Annotated in this window: 13 protein-coding genes, 1 pseudogene and 1 riboswitch; of the genes and pseudogenes, 9 read left to right on the top strand and 5 right to left on the bottom strand. The window is 72.9% G+C overall.

From position 1 onward, the window contains the following. Window positions 1-72: 72 nt before the first annotated feature. The 4 genes from ACFYW5_RS29050 to ACFYW5_RS29035 all read left to right on the top strand — a co-directional run bounded on the left by ACFYW5_RS29050 (window position 73) and on the right by ACFYW5_RS29035 (window position 4876). A complete protein-coding gene (locus ACFYW5_RS29050; protein ID WP_389420049.1) occupies window positions 73-1464 on the top strand; it encodes a M16 family metallopeptidase in 1392 nt (463 codons plus the stop codon). Next, window positions 1461-2849, top strand: a complete 1389-nt coding sequence (locus ACFYW5_RS29045; protein WP_389420048.1) for a M16 family metallopeptidase — start codon at window positions 1461-1463, stop codon at window positions 2847-2849. Before ACFYW5_RS29050 ends, ACFYW5_RS29045 begins: the two co-directional genes overlap by 4 nt. Window positions 2850-3063: 214 nt before the next feature. Beyond that, window positions 3064-3227, top strand: a riboswitch (cyclic di-AMP (ydaO/yuaA leader). A gap of 12 nt (window positions 3228-3239) precedes the next feature. Beyond that, on the top strand, window positions 3240-4004 hold the full coding sequence (locus ACFYW5_RS29040; protein ID WP_389420047.1) for a M23 family metallopeptidase: 765 nt from the start codon (window positions 3240-3242) through the stop codon (window positions 4002-4004). 188 nt (window positions 4005-4192) lie between these two features. Then, the gene (locus tag ACFYW5_RS29035; RefSeq protein WP_389420046.1) at window positions 4193-4876 is read left to right on the top strand and encodes a GntR family transcriptional regulator; all 684 of its coding nucleotides are present in this window, start codon (window positions 4193-4195) and stop codon (window positions 4874-4876) included. Window positions 4877-5013: 137 nt separating this feature from the next. Here ACFYW5_RS29035 and ACFYW5_RS29030 read toward each other — a convergent pair whose 3' ends face one another. Then, window positions 5014-5295 carry an HPr family phosphocarrier protein gene (locus ACFYW5_RS29030; protein ID WP_019755624.1) on the bottom strand — a complete coding sequence of 94 codons (282 nt, stop codon included), beginning with the start codon at window positions 5293-5295 and terminating at the stop codon, window positions 5014-5016. A 179-nt stretch (window positions 5296-5474) separates the two neighbouring features. Here ACFYW5_RS29030 and ACFYW5_RS29025 point away from each other — a divergent pair, with 179 nt between their 5' ends. The 4 genes and pseudogenes from ACFYW5_RS29025 to ACFYW5_RS29010 all read left to right on the top strand — a co-directional run bounded on the left by ACFYW5_RS29025 (window position 5475) and on the right by ACFYW5_RS29010 (window position 11455). After that, entirely contained in the window at window positions 5475-8927 is a 3453-nt protein-coding gene (locus ACFYW5_RS29025) for a GNAT family N-acetyltransferase (protein ID WP_389420045.1), read from the top strand. Window positions 8928-8977: 50 nt separating this feature from the next. Beyond that, window positions 8978-9565, top strand: coding sequence for a DUF5998 family protein (locus ACFYW5_RS29020; RefSeq protein WP_389420044.1), 588 nt, complete (start codon window positions 8978-8980; stop codon window positions 9563-9565). Next, window positions 9565-10755 (top strand): alkaline phosphatase family protein, encoded by a 1191-nt coding sequence (locus ACFYW5_RS29015; RefSeq protein WP_389420043.1) that lies wholly within the window; start codon window positions 9565-9567, stop codon window positions 10753-10755. Before ACFYW5_RS29020 ends, ACFYW5_RS29015 begins: the two co-directional genes overlap by 1 nt. 53 nt (window positions 10756-10808) lie before the next feature. Next, window positions 10809-11455 (top strand): annotated as a pseudogene (locus tag ACFYW5_RS29010) (thymidine kinase). Window positions 11456-11483: 28 nt separating this feature from the next. Here the strand turns inward: ACFYW5_RS29010 and ACFYW5_RS29005 are convergent. Further along, on the bottom strand, window positions 11484-12287 hold the full coding sequence (locus ACFYW5_RS29005; protein WP_389420042.1) for a VOC family protein: 804 nt from the start codon (window positions 12285-12287) through the stop codon (window positions 11484-11486). A 297-nt stretch (window positions 12288-12584) separates the two neighbouring features. On the opposite strand from ACFYW5_RS29005, the gene ACFYW5_RS29000 reads away from it, so the two are divergent. Continuing rightward, the gene (locus tag ACFYW5_RS29000) at window positions 12585-13436 is read left to right on the top strand and encodes a sulfurtransferase (RefSeq protein ID WP_389420041.1); all 852 of its coding nucleotides are present in this window, start codon (window positions 12585-12587) and stop codon (window positions 13434-13436) included. 713 nt (window positions 13437-14149) lie between these two features. Here ACFYW5_RS29000 and sepH read toward each other — a convergent pair. The 3 genes from sepH to ACFYW5_RS28985 all read right to left on the bottom strand — a co-directional run bounded on the left by sepH (window position 14150) and on the right by ACFYW5_RS28985 (window position 18101). Next, entirely contained in the window at window positions 14150-15184 is a 1035-nt protein-coding gene (gene sepH / locus ACFYW5_RS28995) for a septation protein SepH (protein WP_389420040.1), read from the bottom strand. Window positions 15185-15577: 393 nt separating this feature from the next. Further along, the gene (locus ACFYW5_RS28990) at window positions 15578-16897 is read right to left on the bottom strand and encodes a D-arabinono-1,4-lactone oxidase (protein WP_389420039.1); all 1320 of its coding nucleotides are present in this window, start codon (window positions 16895-16897) and stop codon (window positions 15578-15580) included. Continuing rightward, on the bottom strand, window positions 16857-18101 hold the full coding sequence (locus tag ACFYW5_RS28985; protein ID WP_389420038.1) for an MFS transporter: 1245 nt from the start codon (window positions 18099-18101) through the stop codon (window positions 16857-16859). The genes ACFYW5_RS28990 and ACFYW5_RS28985 overlap by 41 nt, the downstream gene beginning before the upstream one ends. Window positions 18102-18229: the final 128 nt, after the last annotated feature.

The following is an 18229-nucleotide window of genomic DNA, read 5'->3' as shown; positions in this document are numbered from 1 at the left end:
GCTTGCATACAGTGGCAGGACCGGCAGGAAAACCGCGGTTTCGAGACCGCGTCCGCGATCGAAGGGACGTACATGCCCATGGGTCACACGGCCACCACCCAGGCAGGCTCCGGAGGCCTGACAGCGACCGAGCACCGCCTGGCCAACGGCCTGCGCGTGGTGCTCTCGGAGGACCACCTGACCCCGGTCGCGGCGGTGTGCCTCTGGTACGACGTCGGCTCGCGCCACGAGGTCAAGGGGCGCACCGGCCTGGCTCACCTTTTCGAGCACTTGATGTTCCAGGGCTCCGCCCAGGTCGAGGGCAACGGTCACTTCGAGCTCGTGCAGGGCGCGGGCGGCTCGCTCAACGGCACCACCAGCTTCGAGCGCACCAACTACTTCGAGACCATGCCCGCGCACCAGCTGGAGCTCGCCCTCTGGCTGGAGGCCGACCGCATGGGCTCGCTGCTCGCCGCCCTGGACGACGAGTCGATGGAGAACCAGCGCGACGTCGTGAAGAACGAGCGCCGCCAGCGCTACGACAACGTCCCCTACGGCACGGCCTTCGAGAAGCTGACCGCTCTCGCCTACCCCGAGGGCCACCCCTACCACCACACGCCGATCGGTTCGATGGCCGACCTGGACGCGGCGACCCTGGAGGACGCGCGCGCGTTCTTCCGTACGTACTACGCGCCCAACAACGCCGTGCTGTCGATCGTCGGCGACATCGACCCCGAGCAGACGCTCGCCTGGGTGGAGAAGTACTTCGGCTCCATCGCCTCCCATGACGGCAAGCCCGCCCCGCGCGACGGCTCGCTGCCGGAGATCATCGGCAAGGAGCTGCGCGAGGTCGTCGAGGAGGAGGTCCCCGCGCGGGCGTTGATGGCTGCCTACCGCCTCCCCGAGGACGGCACGCGCGCGTGCGACGCGGTCGACCTGGCCCTGACGGTGCTCGGCGGCGGCGAGTCCTCCCGCCTCTACAACCGTCTCGTACGCCGTGACCGCACGGCCGTCGCCGCCGGGTTCGGCCTGCTGCGGCTGGCCGGAGCGCCCTCGCTGGGCTGGCTGGACGTGAAGACCTCCGGTGACGTCGAGGTCCCGGTCATCGAGGCGGCCATCGACGAGGAGCTCGCCCGGTTCGCGGCGGAGGGCCCCACGGCGGAGGAGATGGAGCGCGCCCAGGCCCAGTTGGAGCGCGAGTGGCTGGACCGGCTCGGCACGGTCGCGGGCCGCGCCGACGAACTGTGCCGCTACGCCGTCCTGTTCGGCGACCCGCAGCTCGCCCTCACCGCCGTGCAGCGGGTGCTGGAGGTGACCCCCGAGGAGGTCCAGGAGGTCGCCAAGGCCCGCCTGCGCCCCGACAACCGCGCGGTGCTCGTCTACGAGCCGACGGTCCCCCCGGAGACCGTCGAGGAGCCCACCGAGGACCTGGAGTCCGCGGCCACCGTGGAAGCAAGCGCCCACAACGAGGAGACGGCCAAGTGACCGAGCTCGCCACCATGGAGTTCCACCCCCGGCCCGAGGCGGGCGAGCCGAAGGTCTGGGCCTTCCCGGCGCCCACGCGCGGGTCCCTCGACAACGGCCTGACGGTCCTGCGCTGCCACCGCCCCGGCCAGCAGGTCGTCGCCGTCGAGATCCTGCTGGACGCGCCCCTGGAGGCCGAGCCGGCCGGTCTGGACGGCGTCGCCACGGTCATGGCGCGGGCCTTCTCCGAGGGCACCGACAAGCACTCCGCCGAGGAGTTCGCCGCCGAGCTGGAGCGCTGCGGTGCCACCCTCGACGCGCACGCCGACCACCCCGGCGTCCGGCTCTCCCTCGAAGTGCCGGTCTCCCGCCTGCCCAAGGCGCTCGGGCTGCTCTCCGACGCCCTCAGGGCGCCCGCGTTCGCCGACAGCGAGGTCGAACGGCTGGTCCGCAACCGGCTGGACGAGATCCCGCACGAGCTGGCCAACCCCTCCCGGCGCGCCGCCAAGGAGCTGTCCCGGCAGCTCTTCCCGGCGACCTCGCGCATGTCCCGCCCGCGCCAGGGCACCGAGGAGACCGTCGCCGCCATCGACTCCGCGGCCGTACGCGCCTTCTACGAGCGCCATGTGCGCCCCGCCACGGCCACCGCCGTGGTCGTCGGCGACCTGACCGGCACCGACCTCGACGCGCTCCTCGCCGACACCCTCGGTTCCTGGACCGGCTCCGCCGCCGAACCCCGGCCGGTGCCCCCGGTCACCGCCGACGACACCGGCCGGGTCGTCATCGTGGACCGCCCCGGCGCCGTCCAGACGCAGCTGCTGATCGGCCGCGTCGGCCCCGACCGGCACGACCGCGTGTGGCCCGCGCAGGTCCTCGGCACCTACTGCCTCGGCGGCACCCTCACCTCCCGCCTGGACCGCGTTCTGCGGGAGGAGAAGGGTTACACCTACGGGGTGCGCTCCTTCGGGCAGGTGCTGCGCTCCACCCCCGACGGCACCGGCGCGGCGATGCTCGCCATCAGCGGCTCCGTCGACACCCCCAACACCGGTCCCGCGCTCGAGGACCTGTGGAGGGTGCTGCGCACCCTCGCCGAGGGCGGGCTCACCGACGCCGAGCGGGACGTCGCCGTACAGAACCTCGTCGGGGTGGCGCCGCTGAAGTACGAGACGGCCGCCGCCGTGGCGAGCACCCTGGCCGACCAAGTGGAGCAGCACCTGCCGGACGACTACCAGGCCACGCTCTACCGCCGGCTCGCCGAGACCGGCACCGTGGAGGCCACCGCGGCCGTCGTCAGCGCCTTCCCGGTGGACCGGCTGGTGACCGTGCTCGTCGGCGACGCGGCGCAGATCAAGAAGGCCGTCGAGCCCCTCGGAATCGGTGAAGTCACCGTCGTGACGGCCGAGTAGACACACCCTCGGATGTGAACGTGCTGTCACGCGCGTGTGGGGCCCTGGTGACGGAAGCGTCACCAGGGCCCTTCTATGTCCGATTTGAGGGAGAGGTTGCCTGTCTGCTCTGTGGCGTGCGCTACAAAAACCGCGATCCGTTTGGGGATTGAAAGTTGCGGCGTTTAGCGTCATCCGGGCTGTTCGTCAGGCAGTGCGCCGCACCCGCGGCACCGGACAGTCATCGCCGAGTCCCCGTACGGCGCGAGCCAGGGGAGCCGGGGACCCATCGCAGTCCCTGGGGTGAATCGGACGCCCGCGCGTGAGCGAGGGGGTCCGTAGGAGACCTTCCTGCTCCGAACCCGTCAGCTAACCCGGTAGGCGAGAGGGAAGGAAAGGACCAGCCACCACATGGCGTTCACGCGCGCCACCGGGAAGCACCGACGTCCCAGCCGGATGCAGCGCACCACCGCCCGCGCGGCGGGTGTCGCGGCCCTCACCACCACCGGCGTCATCGGCACCCTCGCGAGCCCGGCGCTCGCCGCGGAGGCCGCGCCCGAGCAGACCGGTCTCACCCCCGTCATCACCATCGGCGACTCGGTCGCCCAGCAGATCGACGCCCAGGCCGCCGCCCAGCAGCAGGCCGCCGACGAGGCGGCGGCGAAGCAGGCGGCCGAGGAGGCCGCCCGCGAGAGGGCCGCCGAGGCGGCCGAGAAGGCCCGCGAGGCCAAGGAGCGCGCCGCCCGCGAGGCCGAGCGCAAGCGCCTGAACACCTTCGTCTCCCCGATCTCCGGCTCCTACGTCTCGACGAGCTACAAGGCCGGCGGCGCCGTCTGGTCCTCCGGCACCCACACCGGCGTCGACTTCCACGCCGCCACCGGCACCCCCGTCCGCTCGGTCGGCATGGGCACCGTCGTGGAGGCCGGCTGGGGCGGGGCGTACGGCAACCAGGTCGTCATCAAGATGCACGACGGCACGTACACCCAGTACGGGCACCTGTCGTCCGTCGGCGTCTCGGTCGGCCAGAGCGTCACCCCGGGCCAGCAGATAGGCGTCTCCGGCGCGACCGGCAACGTCACCGGGGCGCACCTGCACTTCGAGGCCCGCATGAGCGCGGAGTACGGCTCGGACATCGACCCGGTCGCCTACCTCCGCTCGCACGGCGTGAACATCTGACGGCACCCGCCCCGCGCTGCCCGGACCCCGGCTCACCGAGCCGGGGTTTTGGCGTTTGCGACCCCCCGCTGTCCAAAAAATATGCATGGATTCCGTCCCCCCTTCGGAAATTCCGGCTCATTGGAATAGAGTCACTGAACACACGTCAGTTGTCGACGTTTCACGGGGATTAAAGCGGAGGTCGGGTCATGCGTATTCCGGCGCACTCGGTATGCACGGCGATCCGGGACGACATCGTCGCCGGTGTCTACGAGCGCGGCAGCCGACTCACCGAGGAACTGCTCGCGCGCCGCTACGGCGTCTCGCGCGTCCCCGTCCGGGAGGCCCTGCGCACGCTGGAGGCGGAGGGCTTCGTGGTGACCCGGCGGCACGCGGGCGCGTGCGTCGCGGAACCGACCGAGCAGGAGGCCGCCGACCTGCTGGAGATGCGCTCGCTGCTGGAGCCGCTCGGCGCCGCCCGGGCCGCCCAGCGGCGCACCGAGGCACATCTGAAGGTGCTGCGCGGCCTGGTGCGGCTCGGTCAGGAGCGGGCCAGGCGGGGCAACAGCGAGGATCTGCGCTCCCTGGGCGGCTGGTTCCACGAGACGCTCGCCCAGGCCTCCGGCAGCCCCGCCCTGACCTCGATGCTGACCCAGCTGCGGCACAAGATCGCCTGGATGTACTCGGTGGAGGCGTCGGCCGCCCCCGTGGACGCCTGGGCGGAGCACGGGGCGATCGTGGACGCGGTGGCCCGCGGCGACAGCGAACGCGCGCGGGCGATCACGGCCGTGCACACCGAGCGCTCCAGCGGCACGCACCGGCTGCGGTTCCCCGCCGGGGAGCGTGTGAGGAATTCGCAACATCCCGTAAACATGTCGGGCCTCCGGCATTAACATGCGCGCCGTATACAAAGAAGGCGTAATTCCCGGGGGATTATTTCCGCTGCCCGGAATCGGGAAATGCGAAGGGCTCGCCCGGTAATTCGGACGAGCCCGGTGAGGAGGCGGCGGCTGCCGCGCCCGGTATTCGCTCAGACGGTCTCGGGGAGTTCCTCGAGGCCCTCGGAGACCAGCTTCGCCAGACGGTCGAGAGCGGCGTCCGCGCCCTCGGCGTCGGAGGCGAGCACGATCTCCTCGCCGCCCTGGGCGCCCAGGCCCAGGACCGCCAGCATGGAGGCCGCGTTGACGGGGTTGCCGTCAGCCTTGGCGATCGTCACCGGGACGCCTGTGGCCGTGGCGGCTCGGACGAAGATGGAGGCGGGGCGGGCGTGGAGGCCCTCGGCCCAGCCGACGTTGACGCGGCGCTCAGCCATGTGATGCTGCCCTTCAGGTTCTCAGGTTGTCTAGACCAGTGTTCCACAACGCGAAGCGTGCCCGGTACGGTCCTGCGTCCCGTCCCGCGCGTGACCGTCGGACCGCGGCCTCGATCCGACACCCGTCCTCCACAGACTGCCCCGCGCCGTTGTCGTACGCGAGCCGTAGTCTGGGCCCCATGCAGAGCGCGTCGGACCGGCACGAGTACCCCGCCCACTGGGAAGCCGACGTGGTGCTGCGCGACGGCGGCACCGCGCGCATCCGCCCCATCACCGTTGATGACGCCGAGCGCCTGGTCAGCTTCTACGAGCAGGTCTCGGACGAGTCGAAGTACTACCGCTTCTTCGCGCCCTACCCGCGTCTGTCCGCCAAGGACGTCCACCGCTTCACACACCACGACTTCGTGGACCGGGTGGGACTCGCGGCCACCATCGGCGGCGAGTTCATCGCCACCGTACGCTATGACCGCATTGGTGCCGACGGAATGCCCGCCTCCGCGCCCGCCGACGAGGCCGAGGTCGCCTTCCTCGTCCAGGACGCCCACCAGGGACGCGGAGTCGCCTCCGCCCTGCTCGAACACATCGGCGCCGTCGCGCGGGAGCGCGGGATCCGCCGGTTCGCGGCCGAGGTGCTGCCCGCCAACACCAAGATGATCAAGGTGTTCACGGACGCCGGGTACACCCAGAAACGCAGCTTCGAGGACGGGGTCGTCCGGCTGGAGTTCGGCCTGGAGCCGACGGACCGCTCGCTCGCCGTGCAGCACGCGCGCGAGCAGCGCGCCGAGGCGCGATCCGTCCAACGGCTGCTGGCTCCCGGCTCGGTGGCCGTCATCGGCGCCGGCCGGACCCCCGGCGGGGTGGGCCGCGGAGTCCTCGACAACATCCGGCAGGGCGGCTTCCGCGGTCCGCTGTACGCCGTGAACCAGGCGTTCCCCGAGGACCTGAAGGAACTCGCCGGGGTGCCCGCGCACCGATCGGTGCGCGACATCGACGGGCATGTCGACCTCGCGGTGGTCGCCGTGCCCGCCGAACAGGTCCCCGAGGTCGTCACCGAGTGCGGTGAGCACGGCGTGCAAGGGCTGGTCGTGGTCTCCGCCGGCTACGCCGAGAGCGGCCCCGAGGGCCGGGAGCGCCAGCGCGAACTCGTCCGGCACGCACGCGCGTACGGCATGCGCATCATCGGGCCGAACGCCTTCGGCGTCATCAACACCTCGGTGGACGTACGGCTCAACGCCTCCCTCGCGCCCGAGATGCCGCGGCCCGGGCGGATAGGGCTGTTCGCCCAGTCCGGTGCCATCGGCATCGCGCTGCTGTCCCGGCTGCACCGGCGCGGCGGCGGGGTCACCGGGGTCACCGGGGTGTCCACCTTCGTCTCCTGCGGCAACCGCGCGGACGTGTCCGGCAACGACGTCCTGCAGTACTGGTACGACGACCCGGACACCGATGTCGCCCTGATGTACCTGGAGTCCATCGGCAACCCGCGCAAGTTCACCCGGCTCGCCCGGCGTACGGCCGCCGCGAAGCCGCTGGTCGTGGTGCAGGGCGCGCGGCACGGCGGGGCGGCTCCGCAGGGGCACGCGGTACGGGCGACGCGGCTGCCGCACGCCACCGTGTCGGCGCTGCTGCGGCAGGCCGGGGTGATCCGGGTGGACACGATCACCGAACTGGTCGACGCGGGGCTGCTGCTCGCGCGCCAGCCGCTGCCGGCCGGGCCCCGGGTGGCGATCCTCGGCAACTCCGAGTCGCTGGGGCTGCTGACGTACGACGCGTGCCTCTCCGAGGGGCTGCGGCCGCTGCCGCCGCTGGATCTGACGACGGGGGCGTCGGCGCGGGACTTCCGGGCGGCGCTGTCGCGGGCGCTCGCCGACGACGCCTGCGACTCCGTCGTGGTGACCGCGATCCCGGCGCTGGGGGAGCCCTCGGTGGGGGAGGCGGTCCTGGCGGAGGCGCTGAGGTCGGCGGCGGAGGAGGTGCCGGGCAAGCCGGTGCTGGTGGTGCACGTGGAACTGGGCGGACTGGCCGAGGCACTGTCCGCGGCGGCGAGCACAGCACCACAGACGGCGCCCGCGCCCGCCGGAGCGGCTTCGGGCGCCGGAGCTATGGCTGGGGCGGCGTCGGCCGTACCCGGGGCTGGGGCTGCGGCGGGCCCGGACGCGCGGCCCGGCGCTGACGCGGTGCCGCCCGCGCCCACCCGTGCCGCCCCAGGCGGCACGACTGCCCGCGGCCTGACGGGCCCGGCGGCCCGCGGTGAGGCGGAGGAGGCGGCCCGCGGCGGAGCCGGAGAGGGTGCCCACGGTGGAACCGAACCCGTTGCCCACGGTGGAACCGAACCCGTTGCCCACGGTGGAGCCGAACCTGCTGCCCGCGGTGCGGTGGAAGGGGCTGCCGACGATCAGGTGGATGCGGTTGCCCGCGATCAGGCGGAAAGGGCCGCCCGCGGCCGGCTGGATGCGGCGGGTGCCCGCAGCCACGCGGAAGAGGCCGCCCGCGATCAGGCGGAAGGGACTGCCCAAGGCCAAGTGGACGTGCCTGCCCGTGGCCAGGTGGAAGGGACTGCCCAAGGCCAAGTGGACGTGCCTGCCCGCGTCCAGGTGGAAGCCGTTGCCCGCGGCCAGGTGGAAGCCGTTGCCCGCGGCCAGGTGGAAGCAGTTGCCCGTGGCCAGGTGGAAGCCGCTGTCCGTGGCCGAGCGGAGGCCGCTGCCCGTGGCCCCGTGGGACCAAGTGTCCGTGGTGGCGAGGAGGCCGGTGGGGGAGAGCCGGCGCCTGCGGGTCGGCTCATTCCTGCCTACCCCGCCGCCGAGCGGGCCGTTCGCGCGCTCGCCGAAGCGGTCAAGTACGCCCAGTGGCGCCGGGAGGCCGCCGAGCCCGGGCGCGTGCCCGAGTACGACGACATCGACGAGCGCGGGGCCGCCGCCCTCATCGACGGGCTGCTCGCCAGGGGCCAGGGGCTCACCCTCGGCTCCGAGGACACCTGCGACCTGCTCGGGAAGTACGGGATCCATGTGCGCCGGGCCCTCCCCGCCCCCACCCCCGACGCCGCCGCGGAAGCCGCCCGGGCCGTCGGCTACCCGGTCGCCCTCAAGGCCACCGCACCGCACCTGCGTCACCGCGCCGACCTGGGCGGCGTACGGCTGGACCTCGCCGACGAGGAGCAACTGCGCAGGGCGTACACCGAGTTGGCCGAGCTGTTCGGGACGCCGGCGGAGCTGCGGCCGGTCGTGCAGGCGATGGCCCCGCGCGGGGTCGACACCGTCGTACGGGCCGTGATCGACCCGGCGGCCGGTGCCGTGCTGTCGTTCGCGCTCGCCGGGGCCGCCTCCCAGCTGCTCGGGGACATGGCGCACCGGCTCATCCCGGTCACCGACCGGGAGGCGGCCTCGCTGGTCCGCTCGATCCGGACCGCGCCCCTGCTGTTCGGCTGGCGCGGCTCCACCCCGGTCGACACACCCGCCCTGGAGGGACTGCTGCTGCGGGTCTCCCGCCTGGTCCACGACCACCCGGAGGTCGTCGCGGTGACCCTGGAGCCCGTCGTCGTCGCCCCGCACGGCCTGACCGTGCTCGGCGCGACCGTACGGCTGGCCCCGCCGCCCGCCCGCGACGACCTCGGCCCGCGCACGCTGCCCGCCTACTGACCGGCGCGAGCGGTCCCTCGCAGTCAGTGGGCCCCCGTAGGATGGGGGCCATGGCCAAGACCAGTACGACGACCCAGGGGCTGCGAGCGGCGATCGAGCGCAGCGGCTACTACCCGGCCCTCGTGGCCGAGGCGGTGGAGGCCGCCGTGGGCGGCGAGCCCATCCGGTCGTACCTGGTCCACCAGGAGACCACGTTCGACCAGAACGAGGTGCGCCGGCATGTCACCGTGCTGGTCCTCACCGACAACCGCTTCATCGTCAGCCACACCGATGAGCAGGCCGCCGACACCACCTCTCCGACCCCGTACGCCACCACCTCCACCGAGTCGGTCAAGATCGGCCGGATCTCGTCGGTCGTCCTGAGCCGGATGGTCGCGAACCCGGAGTCGTACACGCCCGGCACCCTGCCCCGCGAGGTCGTGCTGACCATCGGCTGGGGCGCGGTCTCCCGGATCGACCTGGAGCCGGCCGCCTGCGGCGACCCCAACTGCGAGGCCGACCACGGCTACACGGGCAGCTCCACGGCCGACGACCTCAGCCTCCGCGTCAGCGAGGCCGGCGACGGACCGGAGACCGTGCGCCAGGCGCTCGCCTTCGCGCAGGCCCTCTCCGAGGCGACCGCGGACACCGCCCGCTGATGGCCCAGCCCGCCTGGGAGCACGACCCGCAGCCGCTGCCCCTCGACTCCGCCCCCCTGCCCGAGTACGGCGCGGGATCGCTCGCCGACCTGCTGCCCACGCTGGCCGCCGGCATGGACGTACCCGGCATGACCGCCGCGATCAGCGAGCTGACCCCGGCCGACCGGAACTGCGTGTTCCTGATCGACGGCCTCGGCTGGGAGCAGCTGAAGGCGCACCCCGACGACGCCCCGTTCATGACGTCGCTCCTCGCCAGCTCCCGCGGCGGCACCGGACGGCCGCTCACCACCGGCTACCCGGCGACCACCGCGACCTCCCTCGCCTCCGTCGGCACCGGCCTGCCGCCCGGCGCGCACGGACTGCCCGGGTACACCGTGCGCGATCCGGCGACCGGCGCGCTGATGAACCAGCTGCGCTGGCAGCCCTGGACCGCGCCGGGCCCCTGGCAGCCGTACCCCACCGTCTTCCAGCTGGCCCACGACGCCGGTGTGCACGCCGCGCAGGTGTCGTCCCCCGCCTTCGAGAACACGCCGCTGACCAAGGTGGCGCTGAGCGGCGGCACCTTCCACGGGCGGCTGAGCGGCGAGGAGCGGATGGATCTCGCGGCCGAGCAACTGGCCGCCGGCGACCGCTCCTTGGTCTACACGTACTACGCCGAGGTGGACGGCGCCGGACACCGCTTCGGCGTCGACTCCGACCTGTGGCGCGGCCAGCTCATGTACGTCGACCGGCTCGTCCAGCGCCTCGCCGAGCAGCTGCCGCCGCGCACCGCGCTGTACGTCACCGCCGACCACGGCATGGTCGACGTGCCCTTCGACGAGCAGCACCGCATCGACTTCGACGAGGACTGGGAGCTGCGCGCCGGGGTTGCCCTGCTCGGCGGCGAGGGCCGCGCGCGGCACGTCTACGCGGTGCCCGGCGCCGAGAACGACGTCCTGACCTGCTGGCGCGAGGTGCTCGGCGAGCAGTTCTGGGTGGCCTCCCGGGAGGAGGCGATCGCGGCGGGCTGGTTCGGCCCGCGGATCGACGAGCGGGTGTACGCCCGGCTCGGCGATGTGATCGCTGCCGCTCGCGACGATGTGCTGATCATCGCTTCCGAGCGGGAGCCGAAGGAGTCGGCGATGGTCGGCAACCACGGCTCGATGACTCCGGCGGAGCAGTTGGTGCCGCTGCTGGAAGTACGTTCCTGAGGCCTCTCCCTCCCCCCGTTACGACCCTGTTGCCGAAAGGTGCTCAACACGCCATGCCCGAGCTGGTGTTCTTCTCCGGAACGATGGACTGCGGGAAGTCGACGCTGGCTCTCCAGATCGAGCACAACCGCTCGGCGCGCGGCCTGGCCGGCATGATCTTCACCCGGGACGACCGCGCGGGCGAGGGCAAGCTCTCCTCCCGCCTCGGCCTGGTCACGGACGCGGTGGAGGTCGAGGACGGGCAGGACCTGTACGCGTACCTGGTGGACCACCTCTCCCAGGGCGGCCGCGCGGACTACGTCATCGCGGACGAGGCGCAGTTCCTGGCCCCGCAGCAGATCGACCAGCTCGCGCGCGTGGTGGACGACCTGGGCCTCGACGTCTACGCCTTCGGCATCACCACCGACTTCCGCTCCAAGCTCTTCCCCGGCTCGCAGCGCCTGGTGGAACTGGCCGACCGCGTGGAGGTCCTCCAGGTGGAGGCCCTGTGCTGGTGCGGCGCCCGGGCGACCCACAACGCGCGCACGGTGGGCGGCGAGATGGTGGTGGAGGGCGCCCAGGTGGTCGTCGGCGACTCGACCAGTCGGACACCATCGGCTACGAGGTCCTCTGCCGTCGCCACCACCGCCGCCGCATGACAGCGGCCACCGCGCGGGCGGCGGCCCTCTCCCCGGACGTCCTGCCGGTGCCTTCGGCCTAGCGGGAGCGGCGCCGGCCGCGGGCCGGGGTCAGGGGCGGCTCTGCAGCAGCGAGAACCTCGCGCCTTCCGGGTCCGTCACCGTGGACATGCGGCCCAGGGCGCTGTCGTGGGGCGGGGTCAGGATCTGGCCGCCCAGGGCTTCGGCCTGGGCCGTCGACGCGTCGGTGTCGGCCACCTCGAAGAAGGTCATCCAGTGGGGGCCCCGGTCGCGGGGGAGGGACTGGCCGAGGCCGAGGACCGCGGCGATGGTGCGGCCGGCGAGGTGGAGGGTGACGTAGTCGAAGTCCGCGGAGACCACTTTCTGCTGTTCGTGGCCGAACACCGTCTCGTAGAACTTGGTCACGGCGACCGTCTCGAAGGTCAGCAGCTCGTTCCAGACCGGGGTGCCCGGGACTCCGGTGAGGGCGCTGCCGAGGTGGGCCGCGGCCTGCCAGACGCCGAAGACGGCGCCGGAGGGGTCGGAGCAGACCGCGAGCCGGCCGGCCTCGGCGGCGTCCAGCGGGCCCACTCCCACGGTGCCGCCGCACAGCCGTACCGTCTCGGCCGTCAGGTCCACGTCCGTCGAGGCGAAGTAGGGCGTCCAGGCGATGGGCAGATGCCGGTCAGGCGGCAGCTGGCCGATGCCGGCGACTTCCTTGCCGTCGAGCAGCGCCCGTACGTACGGGCCGAGCTGCTGCGGTCCGGGCCGGAACTCCCAGCCGAACAGCTCACCGTAGAACTCCTGGGTCGCGGCCACCCCGTGCGCCATCAGACTCACCCAGCAGGGCGAGCCGGGCGCGTGCCGAGCGTGCGCTTCGCCGTTCAGGCCGGCCGACCCCCGTGCCTCGGTCATCGTCACTCTCTCCTCGGCCCCTCACGGTGGCCGCGTCGATTCCGCTCTCCGGACGCCCGTGCCGATGCTCGCACCACCCGTGGTGCCGTGCGTCCCGGGCGCGCCGCGGTACCGCGCGCTGTGCCCGGAGGATGCCCGGTGTGCCGCTTCTCGTCCGTTTCCGCGCGATGGCCCACGGGTGTCGATCGGCTGTACAGCATGTGCCCGATCCCGTACGCCTCGTGATCGGGGCTGTCCGGCCGAGCAGAGTAGCCGGACCTGGACTTCGCGGCCACCCCGTACGCGAGGATGGGAGCCATGAACGCCATCATCTCCGCAACCGAACTCGCGGGCGACCTGGGCGGATCCCGTCCGCCGGTGCTGCTGGACGTCCGCTGGCAGTTGAGCGTGGCTCGAGCGGCGGGCGAGCCGCCCTTCGACGGACGGGCCGAGTACGCGGCCGGACACCTTCCCGGCGCGGTCTTCGTCGACCTGGACGAAGAGCTCGCCGCCGCACCCGGAAGCGCCGGCCGCCATCCGCTGCCGGATCTCGCGGAGTTCGGCTCCGCGATGCGCCGCGCGGGTGTCTCGGCCGGACGTCCCGTGGTCGTGTACGACGGCGGCCAGGGCTGGGCCGCGGCCCGCGCGTGGTGGCTGCTGCGCTGGACGGGTCACCCGGACGTGCGGGTCCTCGACGGCGGGTTGCCGGTCTGGGACGGACCGCTGGAGACGTCGGTCCCGACGCCTGCGGAGGGTGATTTCCGGCCGAACCCGGGCGCCGCCGGCCTGCTCGACGCGGACGGCGCCGCCGCACTGGCCCGCTCCGGGCTGCTGCTGGACGCCCGCGCGGGGGAGCGCTACCGGGGCGAGGTGGAGCCGATCGACCGCGTCGGCGGGCACATCCCGGGCGCGGTGTCCGCGCCGACCGACCAGAACGTCGCCGCCGACGGCCGCTTCCTGCCCGCCGAGGAACTGCACGCCCGCTTCAAGGCCCTCGGCGCCGACGAGGGCACGGCGGTCGGCGTGTACTGCGGCTCGGGCGTCTCGGGGGCGCACGAGGTCCTGGCCCTCGCCGTCGCCGGTATCCCCGCCGCGCTCTACGTCGGCTCCTGGTCGGAATGGTCCACAGACCCTTCCCGCCCGGTGGCGACCGGTCCGGATCCGCAGTAGCGCACGGCAGAGGGCGAGGGTTTGGGCCGGGACGGAGGTGGTCGGCGGGGCTGACGTTGACTGGCTTCGGGCGGGGGGGTCTCGGATCCGGTTCGGACGGGCGCGCGGCCCGGATGCAGTGACACCGAGCGGCGTGAGGCTCTTGGGCCCGTCCCGGCCCGGCCCCGGGACGGTGGTGGTCGGCCGGGCTGACGCTGACCGGCATCGGGCGGGGGCCTCGGACCTGGTCCGGCTGGGCGCGCGGCCCGGTTCCGCGGCACTGCTGGGCGGGGTGGACTTGTCGGCGGTGGTCGGCTCGGGCCGCCTGTGCTGGCTAAGGCTGGCGTTGACTCGCGTCGGGTGGGGTGGTCTCGGAACCGGGATCGGCCGGGTGGTCGGTCCGCGGTGCGGTCCAGGGCCGGTTCGGCTGGGCGGGCCGGTGTTAGCCGGTCGGGTGGAGTGGTTCCGGACCGGGGGCGGGCCGGTTGCACCGTGGGGCAGGGCGGCGGGCGGTGCGGGCCGGTCCGGCCGGGGTGGGTGGTCTCGCACTTGGCCCCGGCCTGCATGACGGGTTTCGGGCGGTGCGGGTGGAGCGGCTGGTGGGGTCCTCGGACCTGGGCCGGGCGGGGCAGGGGACGGGCTGGGCCCGCGCCGCGTGGGGCGGGCCCAGGGCGGCGATCTGGCGGCGCCGCGTGGTCGGTCGTTACGGCGCCCTCGGCGGCGTAACGACCGGACTACTCCTGCTTCTTGCGGCGGGTGCCGAAGACGATCTCGTCCCAGCTCGGGACCGCCGCGCGGCGGCCCGGGCGGACGCCGTCGGCCTCGGCCTGGCGGTCGGTCGAGCCGATCAGCCGGTCGCGGTGGCTGCCCACGGAGCGGGGCATGAGGACATCGGCGTAGGCGGAACCGGCCGACGCCGCGGGGGCGGGCGGTTCCTCCGCCTCGGGCTCGACCGGGGGCTCCTCCGCCGCGGGGGCATCCGACGGGCGCTCCGGTACCACGAGGTCGCCGCGGAAGCTGGGCACGGCCTCCAACAGGCTGGTCAGCGAGTCCCGTTCGCTCACGGTCTCCTCGACCGGCTCGGGCGCGGGCAGGCTCGGCCGCTCCCGCTCGATCCTGCCGTCCAGCGGACGGTCACGGGGCAGCCGGGCGATACGCGGAACGAACGGAAAGCTGGGCTCGGGCGGCGCCGCGAGGTCCTCGGACTCGCCGATCAGCGAGCGGGCCTCGTCGTCGACGGCCTGGACGAGCCGCCGGGGCGGGTCGTACGTCCAGCTCGCCGAGTGCGGTTCGCCCGCCACCCGGTAGACCAGCAGCACCTCCCAGGTGCCGTCGTCACGGCGCCAGGAGTCCCACTGCACGCTGTCCTTCTCGGCGCCGCGCAGCAGCAGCCGCTCCTGGACGGCCTCACCGAGCTGGGGTCCGGCGTTCTCGCCGGGGCGGCGGACCGGGGTCTTGCGGGCCCGCTCGGCCATGAAGGCGCGCTCGGCGAGCACGGGGCCCTCGAAGCGCCGGACGCGGTCGACGGGAATGCCCGCCATCTGCGCGACTTCCTCCGCCGTGGCACCCGCGCGTATACGCGCCTGAATGTCCCGGGGGCGGAGATGGCTCTCCACCTCGATCTCGATCTGGCCGAGGCGGGGACGGTCGCCGCGCACCGCGGCACGGAGACGTTCGTCGATCGGAAGCGTGTACTCCGTCGCGTCGGCAGCCTTCAGCACCAGCCGTGTGCCGTCATTGGAGACGGCCACGACACGCAGTTCGGGCATGGGGACCTCCCGGGTGGTGCCTGCCGACGTCACGTGCGTCGCTGCTTCCGCTAGTCGAGTGTGGCCTGCCCGGGTGCAGCCTGCCACAACCTTGCCGAGTTGCCCGGCGTGTCGGGCACGGGCCCTGGATCGCCGTTATGGCACGGTTACCTATTCGCAACGCTAAGTGACTAACTCCGTCACCCTGTGCAACTAGCCCCCTCCAGGCGGTCCTTGAAGGCCACGGACGCCCTGGCGGGAGACCGGACCCAGGGCTCGCAACAGTACTCCATTTGGGCCACGTGCGTGGATTGGCGCGCCGCCCGAGTTGGCGCAAGAGGCGGGAGTCGGCCGCAGGGCAAGGGGGTTGGGGGATCTGGAATGTGGCGTACCTCACGCGGCCCGGCGCTTGTGCTAGGCCCCCAGAACCCGCCGCAGGTAGTCGTTCTGGAACAGCCGGTCCGGATCCAGCCGGTCCCGCAGCGCCGTGAACTCGCCGAAGCGCGGGTAGACCCCGGCGAAGTACTCGGCGTCCCGTGTGTGCACCTTGCCCCAGTGCGGCCGCCCCTCGTGCGCGGTGAAGATGCGCTCCGCGGCCGTGAAGTACCGCTGGTAGGGGGCCCCCTTGGCCAGGTGGACGGCGATGTACCCGCTGTCCCGGCCCGCGGCGGTGGACAGGGCGATGTCGTCGGCCGGGGCGGTGCGCACCTCCACGGGGAAGCTGACCCGCAGGTTGGAGCGGTCGAGCATCGACTTCAGTTCGCGCAGCGTCTCGACGACGGCCGCGCGCGGGACGGCGTACTCCATCTCCACGAACCGCACCCGGCGCGGCGAGGTGAAGACCTTGTACGGGATGTCCGTGTACGTCCGCGCGGACAGGGCCTTGCTGGAGATCCGGGCGATGGCCGGGACCGCGGGGGGTGCCGCGCGGCCGATCCACTGGGCGGCCTGGAAGACGCCGTTGGAGAGGAACTCGTCCTCGAACCAGGCTTTGAACCGGCCCACCGGACGCTCGGGGCCCGCGCTGCGGTTGTTGCGCTTGGTGTTGGTGCTGCCGGTGTGCGGGAACCAGTAGAACTCGAAGTGCTCGTTCTCCGCCCACAGTTCGTCGAAGTCCCGGGTGACCCGGTCGAAGGTCATCGGCTCCTCGCGGGCCGTCAGCAGGAAGACCGGCTCCACGGCGAAGGTGATCGCGGTGACGATGCCGAGCGCGCCGAGGCCGATCCGGGCGGCGGCGAAGACGTCCGGGTTCTCCTCGGGGGAAGAGGTGAGGACCGAGCCGTCGGCCGTGACCAGTTCAAGTGCCCTGATCTGGGCGGCTGTCGAGCCCGACTCCCGGCCCGTGCCATGGGTGCCGGTGCTGGTGGCTCCGGCGACCGTCTGCTCCATGATGTCGCCCATGTTGGTCAGCGACAGACCCTCGCGGGCCAGGGCCAGGTTGAGCCTCTTGAGCGGGGTGCCGGCCTCCACCGTGACGGTCATGGCGTCCCGGTCAATATTGCGGATACCGGTCAACAGTTGAGGACGGATCAACACACCGTCGGTGGCGGCGATCGACGTGAAGGAGTGCCCGGTGCCCACGGCCTTCACCTTCAGGCCGTCCTCGGCGGCCCGGCGCACGGCCTGAGCCAGTTCCTCGGCGGAGGCGGGCGTGACCTCCCGCGCGGGGCGGGCGGAGACGTTTCCGCCCCAGTTACGCCACGTGCCGTTCTTCCCGCTCGCTGTGCTGCTCAACGGTGCCTCCCCGACGCGGATCCGGCCGCTTGAGCCGGCGGTACCCGAGGAAACCGACCGCGACCGCGACGGCTCCGGACACCGCCGGAACCCCGTACCCGGCCTGCGCGCCGGCCGCGTCGATCACCCAGCCGGCCGCGGAGGAGCCGAGCGCGACCCCGACCGCGAGCCCCGTGCTCACCCAGGTCATGCCCTCGGTCAGCTGCGCGCGTGGTACGTGCTGTTCGATGAGGGACATCGTCGTGATCATCGTCGGAGCGATGCAGAGCCCCGCAAGGAACAGCGCCACGGCCAGAAACGGCAAGTTTCCGACCAGTAGGAGGGGGATCATACTCACGGCCATCGCACATATGCCCAGCAGCCAGCGGGGTTCGGGCGCCCCCTTGAGGTGCAGCAGCCCGAACACGGCGCCCGCCGCACAGGAACCGGCCGCGTACACGGCCAGGACGATGCTCGCGGCCCCCTTGTGGCCCTGCTCCTCGGCGAAGGCCACGGTGACCACGTCGACGGCCCCGAAGATCGCTCCCGTCGCCACGAAGGTGGCCACCAGGACCTGGAGGCCGGCGGAGCGCAGCGCGCTGGTGCCGCGCCTCTCGTGCCGCGCGCGCGGGTGCGGCTCGGGCTCGGTGGCGCGCTGGGAGGTCAGCCAGAAGACGCCGGCCGCGAGGAAGCAGGCGGCGAGCAGCGGACCCGCCTCCGGGAACCAGGCCGTGGACAGACCGATCGAGAAGATCGGCCCGAAGATGAAGCAGACCTCGTCCACCACCGACTCGAAGGAGTACGCGGTGTGCAGCTGCGGGGTGCCCCGGTACACGGCCGCCCAGCGGGCGCGGATCATCGCGCCGACGCTCGGCACACAGCCGATGCCGGCGGAGAACACGAACAGCGTCCAGTCCGGCCAGCGGTAGTGCGCGGCCAGCAGCAGCCCGGCCGCCGCGATGAGCGAGACCAGGGTCGCCGGCCGCAGCACGCGCCGCTGGCCGTACTGGTCCACCCATCGGGAGACCTGCGGCCCGGCCGCCGCCGCGGCCAGCGCGATGGTGGCCGACAGGGCACCGGCCAGGCCGTAGCGCCCGGTCAGCTGGGACACCATCGTCACCACGCCGATCCCCATCATCGACAGGGGCATCCGGCCGAGGAAGCCCGCGGCGGAGAAGGCCTTGGAGCCGGGGGCGGCGAACAGGGCGCGGTAGGGGCTGGGCACTGGGGTCTCCGGTCGAGAGGCGGGCGGCTCGTCGAGGACGCGCCCGGCACGGCGCGCACCCCTGCGCCCGTAAGGCGCGAACACAGCTGATACAGCTTACGAGTAAGGCAACCCTAATGCACCCGATC

This window comes from Streptomyces sp. NPDC002779, from assembly GCF_042888685.1.
Lineage (GTDB): Bacteria > Actinomycetota > Actinomycetes > Streptomycetales > Streptomycetaceae > Streptomyces.
This window is presented reverse-complemented; position numbering and strand designations above follow the sequence as displayed.

Bases quoted from the DNA above. Each gene is read 5' to 3' on its own strand.
- ACFYW5_RS29050 (WP_389420049.1), top strand. From the start codon at position 73: ATGCCCATGGGTCACACGGCCACCACCCAGGCAGGCTCCGGAGGCCTG.
- ACFYW5_RS29040 (WP_389420047.1), top strand. From the start codon at position 3,240: ATGGCGTTCACGCGCGCCACCGGGAAGCACCGACGTCCCAGCCGGATG.
- ACFYW5_RS29035 (WP_389420046.1), top strand. From the start codon at position 4,193: ATGCGTATTCCGGCGCACTCGGTATGCACGGCGATCCGGGACGACATC.
- ACFYW5_RS29030 (WP_019755624.1), bottom strand. From the start codon at position 5,295: ATGGCTGAGCGCCGCGTCAACGTCGGCTGGGCCGAGGGCCTCCACGCC.
- ACFYW5_RS29025 (WP_389420045.1), top strand. From the start codon at position 5,475: ATGCAGAGCGCGTCGGACCGGCACGAGTACCCCGCCCACTGGGAAGCC.
- ACFYW5_RS29020 (WP_389420044.1), top strand. From the start codon at position 8,978: ATGGCCAAGACCAGTACGACGACCCAGGGGCTGCGAGCGGCGATCGAG.
- ACFYW5_RS29015 (WP_389420043.1), top strand. From the start codon at position 9,565: ATGGCCCAGCCCGCCTGGGAGCACGACCCGCAGCCGCTGCCCCTCGAC.
- ACFYW5_RS29005 (WP_389420042.1), bottom strand. From the start codon at position 12,287: ATGACCGAGGCACGGGGGTCGGCCGGCCTGAACGGCGAAGCGCACGCT.
- ACFYW5_RS29000 (WP_389420041.1), top strand. From the start codon at position 12,585: ATGAACGCCATCATCTCCGCAACCGAACTCGCGGGCGACCTGGGCGGA.
- sepH (WP_389420040.1), bottom strand. From the start codon at position 15,184: ATGCCCGAACTGCGTGTCGTGGCCGTCTCCAATGACGGCACACGGCTG.